This window comes from Glycomyces endophyticus (assembly GCF_039531525.1).
GTDB lineage: Bacteria > Actinomycetota > Actinomycetes > Mycobacteriales > Micromonosporaceae > Glycomyces > Glycomyces endophyticus.
Genome location: NZ_BAAAQF010000022.1, coordinates 155,344 through 171,551, shown reverse-complemented (window position 1 = coordinate 171,551; position 16,208 = coordinate 155,344). Strand labels below are relative to the sequence as shown.

Here is a 16,208-nt window from a genome sequence, read left to right as displayed (position 1 = left end):
GGACCGGTGCGGCCCGTGCGACGGTATGTGACACTTCAACGCATGACCATGCCGCCCGACGTGCCGCCCCAGACGTACGCACTCCTCAGCCTCGTCCAGGCGCACCTGCGGCACCTCGACCGGACCGACGGCGAGTACCTGCCGGTCCCCCAGTGGGAGGCCGCGGTCGAGTCCGCGAAGACCGTCGCCGCCGTCAAGGCCCCCGGTGTCGCCGCCACCGCCGAGGACGTCCCGATGATCGTCGGCACCGGCTCCCCCGACCGCGCCCGCCGCCTGTACACGAGCATGCCCGTCGACGACGGCGTCGCCGCCCTCGCCGACGAGTCCGAAGTGGCGCTGTTCTCCTACAACCGGCGCGGCCGCCTCCAGGCGGCCAACCGCACCGCCCTCGCCGACCAGGCCCGCGCCTGGTACCCGCCCGCGAAGGCCATCGCCCCCATGCGCATCCTCGACGAGACCGTCTGGGAGCCCGTCGCCGCCGCCACCGGCGAGTCCGCCCGCCCCGGCGTCCTCGAGGCCGCCGCCGGCTGGCTCGTCCTCCTCACCCTCATCGCCTTCCTCGGCGGCACCGCCTACCTGGCCCTCTGGTACTTCGACATCGTCTGATCGCACAAGGCTTCGAAATTCGCGAGAAGTGCCGGAAGCGAACGGCGGCAAGGCATCTCCGGGATCCAGAATGGTCCGGTCGGTGGAGGCCGAGGGCCCGAACGGCTCTTATCCCGCCCGGCGGAGCCGCTATATGCTCTGCTACCCGAAGTAGCGCACCCATCACCGCCATGCTTTTGCAAAGGAGCGAGACATGGACTTCAACGAGCGGATCGCCGCCCTCGTCACCAAGGTCCGGAACCAGCGGGACATCATCCAGACCGAGGAGGGCGCGAAGAACGCCTTCATCATGCCCTTCATCTCGACCGTGCTCGGCTACGACGTGTTCGACCCGCACGAGGTCATACCCGAGTTCACCGCGGACGTCGGCCTCAAGAAGGGCGAGAAGATCGACTACGCGATTGTGCACCAGGGCGAGGTCCAGATCCTCATCGAATGCAAGCGCCCGCAGGACGCGCTGACGCTGGAGAACGCCTCGCAGCTCTACCGCTACTTCGCGGTCACCAACGCCAGGATCGCCGTCCTCACCAACGGTGCGGAGTACCGGTTCTTCACCGACCTCGACGCTCCCAACCGCATGGACGAGAAGCCGTTCCTCGTGCTGGACTTCGACGATCTCGACGAGACCCTCCTGCCGGAGCTGCGGAAGCTGACCAAGGAGTCCTTCGACCTCGACTCGATCATCAACGCCGCCGAGGAGCTCAAGTACATCGGCCAGATCAAGCGGACCCTCGCAGCCCTGTTCAAGGAGCCCGAACCCGAGTGGGTCAAACTCCTCACCACCCGGGTGTACGAGGGCTCGTTCACCCAGCGCGTGCGCGAGCACTTCACGCCCCTGGTCGCCAAGGCCTCGGCCCAGTTCCTCAACGACCAGGTCAACAGCCGGCTTCAGAGCGCCCTCGGGTCATCGTTCCCTGCCACCGCGGAGCCCGAACCGGCCGTCGCCGAGGAGGGCGCGGTCGAGGTTGAGACCACCGAGAAGCGCGAGTCCGGGGTGGAGACGACCCTGGAGGAGATCGGCGGCTACCAGATCGTCAAGGCGATCGCCTGCGGCGAGGTCAAGCCGCATCGGATCGTCCAGCGCGACGCGAAGAGCTACTGCGCGATCATCATGGACGACAACAACCGCAAGCCCATCGCACGACTGCACTTCAACGGGCGGTCGAAGCGGTACCTCGGCCTGTTCGACGCCGACAAGGTGGAGACCCGGCACCCGCTGGACTCGCTCGAAGACATCTACCTCCACTCGGAGGCGATCCGGGAGACCGTGCGGCGCTACGCCCAACCCCTCGACTGAGGCTCCACATCGCACCGGAACCGCCCTCGCAGGTCCCTGAACAGGGAGTCCGCGAGGGCTTTCCTTTTTGGTGAGTGCGCGGGCGGAGCCCGTGCTCGTGCTCTGAGACGGGCACTTTCGTTGACTGACAAGGAGGTTTTTAAACCTCGGAGTCGATGTATATTGAATGTTATGGCATAATGGACGCATGCTGAAGATGGCGATTCTCGGATTCCTGCGGGACTTCCCCCTGCACGGGTACGACCTGAAGAACCGCGTGGCGAGCCTGGCCGGGCATGTGCGGCCGGTCGCGGACGGCACGCTCTACCCCACCATCAAGAAACTCGAGGACGCGCAGTGCCTCACCCGGCGCACGGCGCCGGGCTCGGTCGCCGCGCCCAGGCACATGCTGGAGATCACGCAGGCCGGCACCGACCAGCTGCGGCGGTGGCTGCGCGACCCCGAACCGGGGTTCATCACCGACGACAACAAGTGGTACGTGCTCCTCGCGTTCCTCCACCACCTCGAGAACCCCCGCGAGCAGGCGCTCGTGCTGGCCCGGCGCCGGGAGTTCCTCGACCAGCCCGCGCAGCTGTTCTTCGACGCGAACGGGACCCCGATCCCGCCCGAGCAGCTCGACTCCCCGTTCCGCAAGGGCCTCATGCAGATCCACCGGTCCACCAACCTCACCGAGATCGAGTGGCTCGACCGCCAGATCGCCGACCTGAACAAGCGGGCCGGCTACGCGGTGCGCCAGCGCGGGGGCGACTAGCGGCGGGCGTCCCACGGGATGGCGGCGATGCATGCATCGTTGCATGCAAGTGGTAGCGTCCTGACCCGTGACGGGACAGGCGGCGGCCGAACGCGCGTACGCGTACACCAAGCAGCGCATCATCACCGGCGAGCTCGCGGGTGGCGCGCGGCTGAGCGAGGGGCGGATCTGCGAGGAGCTCGACCTCAGCCGCACCCCCGTGCACGAGGCGTTCCTGCGGCTCGCGGCCGAGCGGCTCATCACACTGTCGTCAAGGCAGGGCGCGACGGTGCACCCCGTGTCGGTCACCGAGGTCGCCGACCTCGTCGAGACGCGCGGGGTCCTGGAGCGGACCGCGGTCGCGCGCGTCGCCGCGCAGGGCACGGGCCTCGCGGAGGTCGAGGCGGCCCTCGGCGCGCCGCTGGCGCGGCAGGAGGCCGCGCTCGCGGCCGGGGACCTGGCGGCGTACGTCGAGGCCGACTGCGACTTCCACGCCGCCGTCGTCGGCCTGTCGGGCAACCCGATCGCCGCGCACTTCTTCGACCTGCTGCGCGACCGGCAGCTGCGGCTGGCGTTCCTGGTGCTCTCCAGCAGCGACGTGGTCCTGGACCTGTCGTTCCGCGAGCACCGCGAGATGGCCGCGTGCCTGGGACGGCACGACGCCGCCGGATACCACGCGGTGCTGGACCTGCACCTCTCGCGCCACCAGGGCCTGGCGTGAGCGCCGTCGCGGCGCTGCCCGAGACGCTCGCGCCGCCGCGCGCGCGCCCGTGGCGGACCCTGTTCGCGGTCATGTTCTTCACCAGCTGGGCCGGGAACCAGTTCAGCCCGCTGCTGCTGCTCTACCAGGAGCGCCAGCACTACTCGACGGCCGCGGTGAACGGGTTCCTCGGCGTGTACGTGCTCGGCCTGGTCCCGGCGTTCCTGCTCAGCGGGGCGCTCAGCGACCGGTACGGGCGGCGCCCGGTCATGTTCGCGGGCGTCGTCGCGGCGGTCGCGGCCAGCACCGCCCTGGCGTTCGGCGAGTCCGGGGCGCTCATGATCTGCGTCGGGCGGTTCCTGGCGGGGGTCACGGTGGGGACGGCGACGTGCGTGGGCACGGCGTGGATGAAGGAGCTGTCGCAGTGGCCGCACGACCCGGGGGCCGACACCGGGGCGGGGGCGCGGCGGGCGACGCTGGCGTTCTCGATCGGGTCGGCGGCCGGGGCCGTGGTCGCCGGGCTCATCGCCCAGTGGGGGCCGTGGCCCGAGCAGCTGCCGTTCGTCATCCACGCGGCGCTGACGCTGCCGTTCGCGTGGCTGGTCCTGCGCGCGCCGGAGACGGCGACGACCGGGGGCGTGCCGGGGCCGCTGCGCGCGCAGCTGCGGGTGCCCGCGGCCGGGCACCGGCGGTTCACGCGGGTGGTGCTCGTGGGCGGCCCGTGGGTGTTCGCGGCCTCGGCGATCGGGTACGGGTACCTGCCGGTGCTGGTCGCGGACGCGACGGGCGGGTGGGGCATCGCGTACGCGACACTGCTGACGGCCCTCGCCCTGGCGGCGTCGGCCGCGGTGCAGCCCTTGGCGAAGCACATCGACCGGGACGACTCGGCGCGCGGGCTCCTCGCGGGCCTGGCGACGATCGTCGCCGGGGTGGTGCTGGCGGCCGCGGCCGCGCACTGGCAGTCGTGGCCCGTCGGCGTCGCCGCGGCGCTGCTGGCCGGCGCGGGGATGGGCACGGCGATGGTGTCGGGCCTCCTGGAGGTGCAGCGGATCGCCGCGCCGCAGGACCTGGCGGGGCTGACGGGCGTGTTCTACGCGGTGTCGTACCTGGGGTTCGCCTCCCCCGCGCTGCTCGCGGCGGTCGCGGCGGCCACAGGCGCCCCCGCGCCGGTGCTGCTGCTGGCGGTGGCGGCGCTCGGCGTCGGGTGCGCGGTGCTGCTGGCGCTGCGGTACCGGCGGTACCTGCCGGGCGTGGCGCGGCCGTCCCGGCCCGCGGCCGCGGAGGCGGAACCGGTCCGGTCGGGCGTGTAGGGTGGCGCCCATGCGCTTCGGCATCTCCCCGCCCGTCCGCTAGGGCGGGCATCTGAGCACCGCGACCGGCCACGGGCCGGTCGCGTCTCCATGGCGTGCCCGCAGACGAGAGCACTGTTCCACGACTCTCCTCTGGAGTTCGCATGTCTGCAAGCGACACCGTCATCGACGCGCGCCCCGATTCGGGCTCGGCCCGGCGCGGGCTCGCGTTCCTCACCGTCACCGGCCTCGCCTGGGGCACCACCGGCGCCGCCGCCGACCTCGTCTACGGCGCCACCGAGATCGGGCCGGCGGCCGTCTCGTTCTGGCGACACCTCGGGGGCCTGGTGCTCCTGGGCGCCTTCTGCGCCGTGCGGCGGACGCGCGCGCCGCGCCGGCCGCTGCGCGGCCGGATCGGGCACCTCGTCGGCGCCGGGCTCGGCATGGCGGTCTTCCAGACCGCCTACTTCGCGTCCGTGGAGGCCGCGGGCGTGGCCGTCGCGACGCTCCTGACGCTCGGCTCGGGACCGGTGCTCACCGCGTTCGGGGCCCGGCTGGCGCTGGGCGAGCGGCTAGGGCGCGGCGGCCTGCTCGCCGTCGCCGGGGCCGTGGCCGGGCTCGCGGTCCTGGTCGGGGGCGACGCGAGCGTCGACCCGGCCGGGGCGGCGCTCGCGCTGCTGTCGGCCGCCGGGTACGCGGTCGTGACGCTGCTCGGCCGCAGCGCCGGGCAGCGCGGCGAGGACCCGTTCACGATCACGATGTGGTCCTTCGGGGTCGGCGCGCTCGCGCTGGCCGTGCCCGCGTGGTCCGAGGGGCTCCTCCCCCAGGGCGGCGACGTCGTGCGGGCGTGGGCGCTCATGGCGTACCTGGCGGCGTTCACGACGGCGCTGGCGTACCCGCTGTACTTCGCGGGCGCGGCCCGGGTGCGGGCGGCGACGGCGTCGGTGATGATGCTCATCGAGCCGGTCACCGCCGCGGCCCTGGCCGTCGCGGTCCTCGGCGAGCCGCTGACGGGCGCGACCGTGGCGGGCGCGCTGATCCTGCTCGCCTCGATCACCGCGCTCGCGGCCGCGGAGTCGCGCGGGGCCCGCGGATAGGCGCAGGGGCCGGTCCGCGCGCGGACCGGCCCCTCAGTTTGCGGCTCAGGTGGCCTGGAGGAAGCCCGTCTCCAGCATGATCACGACAATCACGCCGAGGATGCAGCGGTACCAGACGAAGATGAAGACGCTGTGCTTGGCGACCCACTTGAGCATCCAGTGGACGGCGCCGAGCCCGACGATGAACGCGATGATCGTGGCGACGAGCATCTGCGCGCCGCTGGGCACCGACCCCTCGGTGGCGGGTTCGAAGACGTCGCCGAGGCTGAGGATGCCCGCGCCGAACACCGCCGGGATCGCCAGGAGGAACGAGTACCGGGCGGCCACGGCCCGGTCGAGGCCGATGAACAGGCCAGCGGTGATGGTGCCGCCCGAGCGGGAGACGCCGGGGATGAGGGCGGCGGCCTGGGCGAAGCCGAGGATGAGGCCGTCCTTCATGCGGAAGTCGTCCCAGGTGCGGGTCTTCTTCCCGACCAGTTCGGCGAGGGCGAGCAGGAGGCCGAAGAAGATGAGGCTGAAGGCGACGAGCCACAGGTTGCGGGCCCCGTCGCGGATGGCGTCCTTGAAGACCAGGCCGAAGAACACGATGGGGAGCGTGCCGATGATGACGTACCAGCCGAGCCGGTAGTCGGTGCCGCCGCGCTCCTCCTTGTTCCACAGGCCCTTCCACCAGGCCGTGAGGATGCGGACGATGTCCTTCCAGAAGTAGATCAGGACCGCCGTCTCGGTGCCCAGCTGGGTGACCGCCGTGAACGACGCCCCCGCGTCCTCGTCGAAGAACAGCGCCGAGGTGAGGCGCAGGTGGGCCGAGGAGGAGACCGGCAGCATCTCCGTCAAGCCCTGGACGATCCCGAGGACGATCGCTTCGAACCAGGTCATGTCGACCATGCGGACGCCTCCGTCCGTGCATGGCAGGGGGGAATGTGCATTCGCGCTTCTTTCGTCACATCGACGGCCAGGCGTCGCTTCCGCCGCATTGCGGCTCCCGGAGCGACTGGGACATCTTGCCAGACTCGCCACGGTGACCGGTCGGTGTACGCACGCCAGTGAGACCCACCGTACTGGTGGTCCACTGTGTCGGGTCAGTCGAGCTCACGCGGGCAGCTGAGTCCCTGCGCCGGGACGGCGAGGTCGACGAGGTACGCGGTGACCGGGCCGTCGACGCAGGCGTGGCCGAGGGCGTACGCGGTGTGCCCGGAGCCCTCGTAGGTGACCAGGACCGCGCTGTCGAGCCCGGCGGCGACCTCCTGGGCCCACCCGTACGGGGTCGCCGGGTCGGCGGCGGTGCCGATGAGCACCGTCGTCGGCGCGCCGTCGCCGTCGACCGCGGACGGGTTCGGCTCGGAGGCCCGCCAGGTCGCGCACGGCAGGTAGCTCCAGGCGATCCCGGCCCCGAACAGGGGCGAGCCGGCGTAGGCGCCGGCGGCGGCGTCGCGGTAGGCCCCGAAGTGGCCGGGGTTGTCGCGGTCGGCGCACTGCACGGCGTAGAAGTCGGCGTCGGCGTCGCGCTGGGGCACCGGGATCGGCGGCGGCCGCCGGGAGGCGGGTGCGGCGCCCTCGTCGCCGGCGAGGTCGCGCAGGTCCCGCGCGAAGCGCTCCGGGGAGCCGTCGGCGGCCGCGAGGACGCGCGCGAGAGCCGTCCACTTCGCCTCGCTGTACAGGCTCCGGGCGACCTGGTCGAGCATGTCGGCGACGGCGGCCGACCCGCCGAGGCGCTCCTGGACCCGGGTGAGGATCGCGGTGAGCTCGGCGTCGGCGTCGCCCGCGGCGGTGAGGGGGCAGCCCGCGACGGTGCGGCAGTGGTCGGCGAACGCCCGCCAGGCGGCCGCGAAGCCGGCGGCCTGGCCCTGGGCGAGGTCCAGGACGGTGCCGGAGGTGCGCACGACCCCGTCGAGGACCATGGCGCGCACCCGTTCGGGGTAGAGGTGCAGGTACATCTGCCCGATGTAGGTGCCGTACGAGTAGCCGAGGTAGGTGAGCCCGTCGTCGCCGAGGGCCGCGCGCATGACCTCGAGGTCGCGGGCGACGTCCATGGTCCCGATGTGCTCGAGCAGCAGCGGGTCGGTCTCGCGGGCGCACTCGCCGGAGAAGTCCATCGCGCCCGCTTCAAGGGCGTCGGCCTGGTCGCCGGTGACGGCGGCCGGGTCGGCGGCGGCGACCGCGGCGACCGCCGCGTCGAAGGCGGCCTCGGAGCCGCACGCGAGGCCGGCGCTGGCGCCGGTGCCGCGGGGGTCGAAGCCGACGACGTCGAACGCGTCGGTGACGGCCGCGGGCAGGAACGGGTACCGGGCGAGCTCGATCCCGGAGCCGCCGGGCCCGCCGGGGTTGACCACGAGCGAGCCGGTGCGGTCGGCGCCGGCGGCGGGGTGGCGGATCATCGCCAGGCGGATCTGGAGGCCGTCGGGGTCCTCGTAGTCGACCGGGACGCGGATCGACCCGCACTGGAGGGCCTGCGCCCAGGCGGCCGCGGCCGCGTCGAGGTCCTCGCCGCCGTACAGGGCCTGGAGGTCGCACTCGCCCCAGTCGACGCCGGTGACCTCGGCCTGGACGTCGGCGACGCCGGCGCGGGCCTTGGAGGAGCCGTTCCCGTCGTAGTCGGCGCCGCAGGCGGCCAGGGCGGCGCAGGCGAGGAGGGCCGCGGCGGCGGGCACGGCGGTGCGCCTCATGTGGACTCCCTCGGGTGCGCGGCGCGTCGGGTCCGCCGCGGCCGGCCGGCCCGGTCGCATGGCAGGTACCGGGTCGGTCGGCCGCGGCGAGGCGCCGATGAGGGGGACTCTACGGGCCACGTTTCCGGGAGGGGGCGGATTCTCCCGATCGGCACCGTTCGGGTGATTTCCGGGGGACGACGGCGGGGGCCGGAGGGGAATCGCTCCCTCCGGCCCCCGCCCGGGGTCAGGTCACCGGTACCACTTCTGCGCGGCGTTGCCGCTGCACGTGACGATCTGGAGGTTGGTGCCGTCGGCCGAGTTCGCCCACGGCACGTCCAGGCACTTGTTCGCCTGTGGGTTCACCAGGTCGTTCGCGCCGGAGAACACCCACTGCTGGGCGCCGGAGCCGTTGCAGGTCCACAATCGCACCGCGGTGCCGTCGGCGGTGCCGCCGTTGGCGACGTCGAGGCACTTGCCGAGCGCGCGGAGGGTCCCGTCGCCGGGGGCGGTCCACTGCTGGGCGGCGGTGCCGTTGCAGGTGTACAGCTGCACGGGGGTGCCGTCGGCGGTGCCGGCGGCCTCGACGTCGACGCACTTGCCGGCCAGGCCGGTGATGGCCCCGCCCGAGGACGTCGACCCGGAGTAGACGCGCACGTAGTCGATCTTCATCGTCTGCGGGAACTGCGTGCTGCCGTCGGGGTAGCCGGGCCAGTTGCCGCCGACCGCGACGTTCAGGATCATGAAGAACGGGTGGTCGAACACCCACTCGTTGCCGCCGATGTCCCCGGTGGTCTTGGTCTGGTAGGTGGTGCCGTCGACCGACCAGCTGATCGAGTTCGGCGTCCAGTTGACCGCGAAGGTGTGGAACGCGTTCGCGAACGGCTCGCCGATGGTGTAGGTCCCGGTGGGGCCGGCGCCGCCGGAGTAGCCGGGGCCGTGGAGGGTGCCGTGCACGCTGTTGGGCTCGTACCCGACGTTCTCCATGATGTCGATCTCGCCCGACTGCGGCCACCCGACCGAGCCGAGGTCGTCGCCGAGCATCCAGAACGCCGGCCAGATGCCCTGCCCGCGCGGGATCTGGATGCGGGCCTCGAAGGTGCCGTAGGCCTGGGTGAAGGTGCCGTTGGTGAGGAGCCGCGCGGAGGTGTACTGGCACGAGCCGTACCAGCACTGGTACCCGGCGGGGTTCTCCCTGCGCGCGGTGATGACCATGTTGCCGGCCCCGTCGTGGGCGGCGTTGCTCGTCGAGTTCGTGTAGTACTGGTGCTCGTTGTTGCCCCAGCCTCCCCCGCCGATGTCGTAGCGCCACTTGGACGAGTTCGGCGCGGTCCCGGCGGCGGCGTTGAACTCGTCGCTCCAGGTGAGCGCCTGGGCCTGGACCTGCTCTTGGACCTGCACCTCGTCGGGCTCGTCGGCGCCGGCGGCGGTGAGCCCCACGGTGACCGCGGCGGCCGCGGCCACGGCGGCGGTCGCGGTCGCCAGGAGGCGGCGGATGGGTCGGTGGACTCGGGGTGGTCTCACGGAGGCGTCCTCTCGTTCCGCGGAGGAGCGCGGTCACGGCGGGACTACACCGAGAGAGCGCTCTCTCTAAATAGTCCTATCTTTTTAACATCGGGATAGATCATTGTCAATAGGGCAAGCCGGGCAAGGGGGCGGGCGGGGGTCCGGGAGCAGCGCCGGTCCCCCGCCCGCGGGTCAGCCCTTGACCGCCCCGCCCAGTCCGGCGCTGGAGAGGAACAGGCGCTGGAACACCAGGAACAGCGCGATCGGAATGAGCGAGGAGATCGCCAGCGCGGCCAGGAAGACGTCGAGCTCGACGAACTGCTGGAGGGCCGGCAGGCGCACCGACAGCGGCTGGAGCGCCGGGTCGGGCAGCACCAGCATCGGCCACAGGAAGTCCTTCCAGGACGCGATGACGGCGAAGACCGAGACGACGCCGATCACGGGCCTGGACATGGGCAGGACGATGGACCAGAACAGGCGGTAGGGACCGGCGCCGTCCACGCGGGCCGCTTCGAAGATCTCCCGGGGGAGGTTTGCGAAGAAGCGCTGCATGAGCAGGACGTTGAAGGCGTTGGCGCCGGCGGGGAGCCACACGGCCCAGAACGTGTTCAGCATGGAGGTGCCGACGACGGGCGGGTCGAGGATCGTCAGGTAGAGCGGGACGAGCAGGACCACGCTGGGCACGAACAGAGTCGCCAGGACCGCGCCGGATATATAGCGGCCCAGGCGGGGCCGCAGGACCGCGAGGGCGTAGCCGCCGGTGGCGGCGACCAGGAGCTGGACGGCCCAGGAGCCGGCGGCGAGGGCGATGGTGTTGAAGAAGTACTTGTCGATCTCGACGCGGGTCCACGCCTCGGCCAGGTTCGCGAGGTCGATGCCGTTGGGCCACAGGGACATGGGGTGGCGGAGGGTGTCCTGTGTGGGGGTGACGGCGGCCTTGGCGAGCCAGAGCATGGGCCCGAGCCCGGCGATCGCGAGGATCGCCAGGAGCAGGCCGTGGGAGAGCCGGGTGCTCCAGCGGACGCTGGGGCGCTTGCGGTCGGTGGGGGCGAGCAGGCCCCGGTCGGTGGTGCTCTTGACCGTCGCCATCAGCTGCTCCAGGTTCGGGTGAGGCGGAAGTACAGCATGGAGAACGCGGTGAGGACCAGGGCGAGCATGAGGCTCAGGGCCGCCGCGGCGCCGTAGTCCCCGCCGAGGGAGTTGGTGAACGCGTACCGGTAGATCAGCAGCAGCAGCGTCAGGGTCCGGTTCGCGGGCCCGCCGTCGGTGAACAGGAACGGCTCCAGGAACACCTGGGCGGTGCCGATGATCTGGAGGATGAAGGTGATGAGCAGGACGCCGCGCAGCTGCGGGAGGGTGATGTGCCACAGCTTGCGCCAGACGCCGGCGCCGTCGATCTCGGCGGCCTCGTAGAGGCTGGGGTCGACGCCGACGAGGGCGGCGAGGTAGATGATGACGGTGCCGCCGGCGGCGGCCCAGGTCGCCTCCAGGACCAGGGACGGCATGACGATGTCGGCGTCCTGGAGCCAGGCGACGGGCGCGATGCCGAACCAGCCGAGGATGGTGTTGAAGACGCCGTCCTCGCCGGCGTCGTAGAACAGGCGCCACAGCAGGACCGCGACGACCGGCGGGACGACCACCGGCAGGTAGGCGAGGGCCGAGAACAGGCCGCGCATCTTGCGGACCTCGCTCATGAGGATCGCGGCGACCAGCGGGATCGGGTAGCCGAAGACCAGGGCCAGGAGCGCGAAGTACCCGGTGTTCTGGATGGCGGTCCACAGCAGCGGGTCGGCGAAGACCTGCTGGAAGTTGGCGAAGCCCACGAAGACGGGGTCGGCGACCAGGTTGGTGCGCTGGAAGCTCATGACGATCGCGCGTCCGATGGGGAGCCACGAGAAGACGCCGAAGACGACGAGCATGGGCGCCAGGAAGACGAGCGTGTGCAGGCCGGCGCGGGCGCGGGCGAGGCGGGAGCCCGGGCGGCCGGGCCGGGCCGCTGAGCGCGGCCCGGCCTGGTCTCCCGTGACACCGGCGGGGCGGGTGTCGGTGGTGGTCATGTCGGTTCGTTGCCCTCGGTTAGGCGGCGGCGTCCATGGCGGCCTGGGCGTTCGTCTGGGCCGTCTCCAGGAGCGCGTCGATGTCGGCGTTCTCGTCGGTGAGGATGGACTGGACGACGGTGTCGAGCGTGGCGTAGACCTCCTGGGTGGCGGTGACCGGCTCGGTCAGCAGCGGCTGGGTGAACACCTGGGAGGTGTAGGGGGCCATCTGCTCGACGGGGACGTTGACGTACTCGGCGATCCAGGTCTGCTGCTCGTCGTAGGTGGCCTGGTCGAAGACGGGGAGCTCGGGGGCGCCCACGGGCTGTCCGGTCTCGGCCTTGACCTCGGCGTCGGCGACGGCGGCGGCCTGGTCGGTGAGCTTCTCCATGTAGTAGAAGTCGATCCAGGCGACCGCGGCCTCCTGCTCCTCGGCCTCGGCGTTCGGGCTGACGGCGGCGAGGGTGCCGCCGCCGAGGACGCCGGCGTCGGGACCGGTGCCCAGCGGGAGCACGGTCAGGCCGTAGTCGTCGGGGTTGAGGCCGTTCTGGGTGAACAGGTTGCCGTAGTTGCCGCCGCCGGAGACGTACATGCCGATGCGGCCCGCGGCGAAGTCCTGGTTGATGGTCGCCCAGTCGTACTGGAGCGTGTCGCCCATGGAGTCGTCGGTCCAGCGCATGGTCTGGAGCTGGGTGAGGGCCTCGCGCATCTGCGGGGTGTCGATGGTGGCGGTGGCGCCGTCCTCGGTGCGGCCGCCGAGGGCGTTGACGACGGTGGTGAGGATCCAGCCGCCGGTGTTGTCGTTGGTCATCACCGAGTAGCCGGCCTCGCCGGTGGCGTCGCTGATGGCCTTGGCCGCGGCCTGGACCTCGGCCCACGTGGTCGGCGGGGCGTCGGGGTCGAGCCCGGCGGCCTCGAAGAGCGTCCGGTTGTAGTGGAGGCCCTGGCCGTAGGCGGCGATCGGGACGGCCCACAGGTTCCCGTCGGCGTCCTCGCCGGCGGCGGCGATGTTCGGGTTGAACGCGTCGCGGTACGGGAGGGCGTCGGTGTACGCCGAGACGTCGGCGATCTGGCCGCGCTCGATGAGGCCGCGCCCGTCGGTGAAGGGGATGGTGAACACGTCGGGGAGGGTGCCGCCGGCGAGCTGGGCGGTGAAGGTCCCCGCGGTCCAGGTGTACTCCTGGGTCTCCACGTCGATCTCGGGGTTGGCGTCCTCGAACTGGGCGACGCGGGCCTCGAAGGCGTCGATGGCCGCCTGCTCGAGTCCGGCGTCGATGGTGACGGTGATGTGGGTCTTGCCGTCGTCGGGCTCGTCCGAGCAGGCGGCCAGGCCGAGGGCGGAGACGCCCAGGGCGGTGAGGGCGGCCGCGGTCTTCGCGGTGCGAGAGGTAAGCATCGTTGCTCCTTGTCGGTTTCCATTGCGGGTGGTGAGAGGGGTCGCGGTCAGTCCCGCAGCCACGCGGCGGCGTCGCCGGGCAGGCGGCCGTCGCCGGTCGGGGCGCTGGCGAGCAGCACCTCGGTGTGGGCGGGCAGTGCCGCGGGGGCGTCGCCGAAGTTGACGACGCAGGTCAGGTCGGTCCCGCGCCGGAACGCGAGGGTGCCGGGCGCGGTGTCGAGCCAGGCGAACCCGTCGCCTCGCAGTGCGGGTTCGGTGCGGCGCAGACGGATCGCGTCGCGGTACAGGGCCAGGAAGGAGCCGGGGTCGGCTTCCTGGAGGTCGGCGGCGCGGGTCCCCCAGCCGGCGGGCTGGGGCAGCCAGGGGGCGGCGCCGTTCGCGTTGAAGCCGAAGGTGTCGCCCTCGGCGGTCCACGGCAGGGGGACGCGGCAGCCGTCGCGGCCGGGGTCGACGCCGCCGGAGCGGAAGTGCATGGGGTCCTCGCGGGCGCCCTCGGGGAGGTCCTCGACCTCGGGCAGGCCCAGCTCGTCGCCCTGGTAGACGTAGAGGACGCCGGGGAGGGCGGCGGTGAGCAGGGCCGCGGCGCGGGCGCGGCGGGCGCCGAGGGCGAGGTCGGTGGGGGTGCCGAAGCGCTTGGCGGCGAACGCGAACGAGGAGTCCTCGCGGCCGTAGCGGGTGACGGGCCGGGTGACGTCGTGGTTGGACAGGACCCAGGTGGCCGGGGCGCCGATGCCGTCGTGGGCGGCGAGGGTGGAGCGGATCGACCGCTCGAGCGCCGCGGCGTCCCAGGGGCGGGTCATGAAGTCGAAGTTGAACGCCATGTGCATCTCGTCGCCGCGCAGGTAGCGCACGAACCGCTCGGTGTCCTCGAGCCAGACCTCGCCGACCAGGAGGCGGTCGCCGCCGTAGGAGTCGGCGACCTTGCGCCAGCCGCGGTAGACGTCGTGGAGCTCGTCGCGGTCGAGGTGGGGGTGCTGGCCGGGCTCGTGGTGGGCGCCGACCTCGGGGAGCTCGGGGTCCTTGGCGATGAGGGCCGCGGAGTCGATGCGGATGCCGGCGACGCCGCGGTCGTACCAGAAGCGCAGGACGGCCTCGTGCTCGGCGACGACGTCGGGGTGGTTCCAGTTGAGGTCGGGCTGCTCGGGGGCGAACAGGTGGAGGTACCACTGGCCGGGCTCGCCGTCGGGGCCGGCGGTGCGGGTCCAGGTGTCGCCGCTGAAGCTGGAGGTCCAGCGGGTGGGCATCTCGTCGCCGCCGGGGCCCTTGCCGTCGCGGAACCAGAACCGGTCGCGGGCGGGGTCGCCGGGGGCGGCGGCGAGGGCCTCCTGGAACCAGGCGTGCTCGGAGGAGACGTGGTTGGGGACGACGTCGACGATGGTGCGGATGCCGAGCGCGTTGGCGTCGGCGATGAGGGCCTCGGCGTCGGCGAGGGTGCCGAAGGCGGGGTCGATCTCGCGGTAGTCGGCGACATCGTAGCCGCCGTCGGCCTGCGGCGAGCGGTACCAGGGGGTGAACCAGAGCGCGTCGACGCCGAGGGCGGCGAGGTAGGGCAGGCGCTCGCGCACGCCGGCGAGGTCGCCGGTGCCGTCGCCGTCGGCGTCCGCGAAGCTGCGCGGGTAGACCTGGTAGATCACCGCGTTCCGCCACCACTCGGGGGCGGACTGGGGCTGCTGTCGCGATTGCAAAGGTGGCTCCGTTCGTGCGTCGAGCGCGGCCTAGGGAGGGGGTCAGGGCATGGTGAACGCCCTGTACATGCTAGGTTTAGCGCTATACCTTGGCCGGAAGCTTAGCTCTTGGATGTCACACTTGTCAACGGCGGGGTACCGGCATCCGCTTGCTTGATGGAAGGAGCCCTCTTGGGCGTCACGCTGAAGGACATCGCGGCGGAGGCCGGCGTCAGCCTCATGACCGTGTCCAACGTGGTCAACGGGAAGGAGGCCCGCGTCTCCGCGGCCACGCGCGAGCGGATCATGCGCATCGTCAAGGAGCGCGGCTACGTCCCCAGCGCCTCCGCGCGCAGCCTCGCGGCCCGCTCCTCGCGCCTGGTCGGGCTCCTCGTCCCCGCCGTCGGCGAGTCGAGCCTGACCATCGACCCCCACACCGTCGAGGTCGTCGGCATGCTCGAGCGCGAGCTGCGGCGCCTGGACTACCACCTCATGCTGCGCGGGATCTCCCGCGGCGGCGAGATCACCGAGGCCCTGCGGTCGTGGAACCTCGACGGCGCGGTCCTCCTGGGCTTCAACGACGTCGTCATCGACCGGCTCACCGCCGCCGACGTCGGCGACGTGGCCCTGGTCGCCATGGACTCCTACTCGGAGAACCCGCTCGCCCTGGAGGTCCGCTCCGACGACTTCGGCGGCGCCGAGCTCGCCGCCCGCCACCTCATCGGGCTCGGGCACCGCCGGATCGCCTTCGCCGGCCCCGCGTTCTCCGACACCGGCGTCGTGCGCCAGCGCTTCGAGGGGTACCGGAAGGTCCTGGCGGAGGCCGGGATCGCGTTCGACCCCGCGCTGGCGTCCGAAGTGGAGACCACGCACGCGGCGGGCCTGGCCTACGGGCGGCGGCTCGCCGTCGAGCACCCGGAGGTCACCGCGGTGTTCACCACCGCCGACATCCTCGCGATCGGCCTCCTGGAGGGCCTTGCGGCCGAAGGGCGCTCGGTGCCCGGGGACGTGTCCGTGGTCGGGTACGACAACGCCGAGATCGCGGTGTACGTGACCCCGAAGCTGACCACGGTCGCCCAGGACCTCCCGGGGAAGGCCGCCGAGGCGGTCCGCCTCATGATGGACCGCCTCGCGGGGAAGGACCGCCCCGGGCGGGCGGTCTCTTTGGACGTGAAGCTGATCGAGCGCGGCACCGCCGGCCCGGCGCCGGGGCGGTGAGGCCCGGTCCGCGGGGCCCGGCAG

The 16,208-nt window shown here is 72.3% G+C and carries 14 protein-coding genes; 7 read left to right on the top strand and 7 right to left on the bottom strand.

Translation table 11 applies throughout. From position 1 onward, the window contains the following. Positions 1-42: 42 nt before the first annotated feature. The 6 genes from ABD419_RS21455 (at position 43) to ABD419_RS21430 (ending at position 5,719) form a co-directional block, all read left to right on the top strand. A complete protein-coding gene (locus ABD419_RS21455; protein ID WP_344490920.1) occupies positions 43-606 on the top strand; it encodes a hypothetical protein in 564 nt (187 codons plus the stop codon). Positions 607-799: 193 nt separating this feature from the next. Next, positions 800-1,903: a type I restriction endonuclease gene (locus ABD419_RS21450; protein WP_344490918.1), complete on the top strand. Its 1,104-nt coding sequence runs from the start codon at positions 800-802 to the stop codon at positions 1,901-1,903. Positions 1,904-2,090: 187 nt separating this feature from the next. Next, positions 2,091-2,654: a PadR family transcriptional regulator gene (locus ABD419_RS21445; RefSeq protein ID WP_344490915.1), complete on the top strand. Its 564-nt coding sequence runs from the start codon at positions 2,091-2,093 to the stop codon at positions 2,652-2,654. A gap of 67 nt (positions 2,655-2,721) precedes the next feature. Next, positions 2,722-3,354: a GntR family transcriptional regulator gene (locus ABD419_RS21440; protein WP_344490912.1), complete on the top strand. Its 633-nt coding sequence runs from the start codon at positions 2,722-2,724 to the stop codon at positions 3,352-3,354. After that, positions 3,351-4,643, top strand: a complete 1,293-nt coding sequence (locus ABD419_RS21435; protein WP_344490909.1) for an MFS transporter — start codon at positions 3,351-3,353, stop codon at positions 4,641-4,643. Before ABD419_RS21440 ends, ABD419_RS21435 begins: the two co-directional genes overlap by 4 nt. A 143-nt stretch (positions 4,644-4,786) precedes the next feature. Continuing rightward, on the top strand, positions 4,787-5,719 hold the full coding sequence (locus ABD419_RS21430) for a DMT family transporter (RefSeq protein WP_344490906.1): 933 nt from the start codon (positions 4,787-4,789) through the stop codon (positions 5,717-5,719). A 45-nt stretch (positions 5,720-5,764) separates the two neighbouring features. Here ABD419_RS21430 and ABD419_RS21425 read toward each other — a convergent pair whose 3' ends face one another. The 7 genes from ABD419_RS21425 to ABD419_RS21395 form a co-directional block, all read right to left on the bottom strand. Further along, positions 5,765-6,598 (bottom strand): undecaprenyl-diphosphate phosphatase, encoded by an 834-nt coding sequence (locus ABD419_RS21425; RefSeq protein WP_344491094.1) that lies wholly within the window; start codon positions 6,596-6,598, stop codon positions 5,765-5,767. Positions 6,599-6,801: 203 nt separating this feature from the next. Beyond that, on the bottom strand, positions 6,802-8,385 hold the full coding sequence (locus ABD419_RS21420; RefSeq protein ID WP_344490905.1) for an alpha/beta hydrolase: 1,584 nt from the start codon (positions 8,383-8,385) through the stop codon (positions 6,802-6,804). Positions 8,386-8,616: 231 nt separating this feature from the next. After that, positions 8,617-9,888, bottom strand: coding sequence for a ricin-type beta-trefoil lectin domain protein (locus ABD419_RS21415; protein WP_344490903.1), 1,272 nt, complete (start codon positions 9,886-9,888; stop codon positions 8,617-8,619). 174 nt (positions 9,889-10,062) lie between these two features. Next, complete coding sequence (locus tag ABD419_RS21410; RefSeq protein WP_344490900.1) at positions 10,063-10,959, bottom strand: carbohydrate ABC transporter permease; 897 nt, start codon at positions 10,957-10,959, stop codon at positions 10,063-10,065. After that, positions 10,959-11,927, bottom strand: coding sequence for a carbohydrate ABC transporter permease (locus ABD419_RS21405; protein ID WP_425556153.1), 969 nt, complete (start codon positions 11,925-11,927; stop codon positions 10,959-10,961). Before ABD419_RS21405 ends, ABD419_RS21410 begins: the two co-directional genes overlap by 1 nt. Before the next feature lie 19 nt (positions 11,928-11,946). After that, positions 11,947-13,302 (bottom strand): ABC transporter substrate-binding protein, encoded by a 1,356-nt coding sequence (locus tag ABD419_RS21400; RefSeq protein WP_344490898.1) that lies wholly within the window; start codon positions 13,300-13,302, stop codon positions 11,947-11,949. A gap of 47 nt (positions 13,303-13,349) precedes the next feature. Beyond that, positions 13,350-14,987 carry a glycoside hydrolase family 13 protein gene (locus ABD419_RS21395; protein WP_344490895.1) on the bottom strand — a complete coding sequence of 546 codons (1,638 nt, stop codon included), beginning with the start codon at positions 14,985-14,987 and terminating at the stop codon, positions 13,350-13,352. Between the two features lie 171 nt (positions 14,988-15,158). On the opposite strand from ABD419_RS21395, the gene ABD419_RS21390 reads away from it, so the two are divergent. Next, complete coding sequence (locus tag ABD419_RS21390) at positions 15,159-16,184, top strand: LacI family DNA-binding transcriptional regulator (protein ID WP_344490892.1); 1,026 nt, start codon at positions 15,159-15,161, stop codon at positions 16,182-16,184. Positions 16,185-16,208 lie beyond the last annotated feature (24 nt).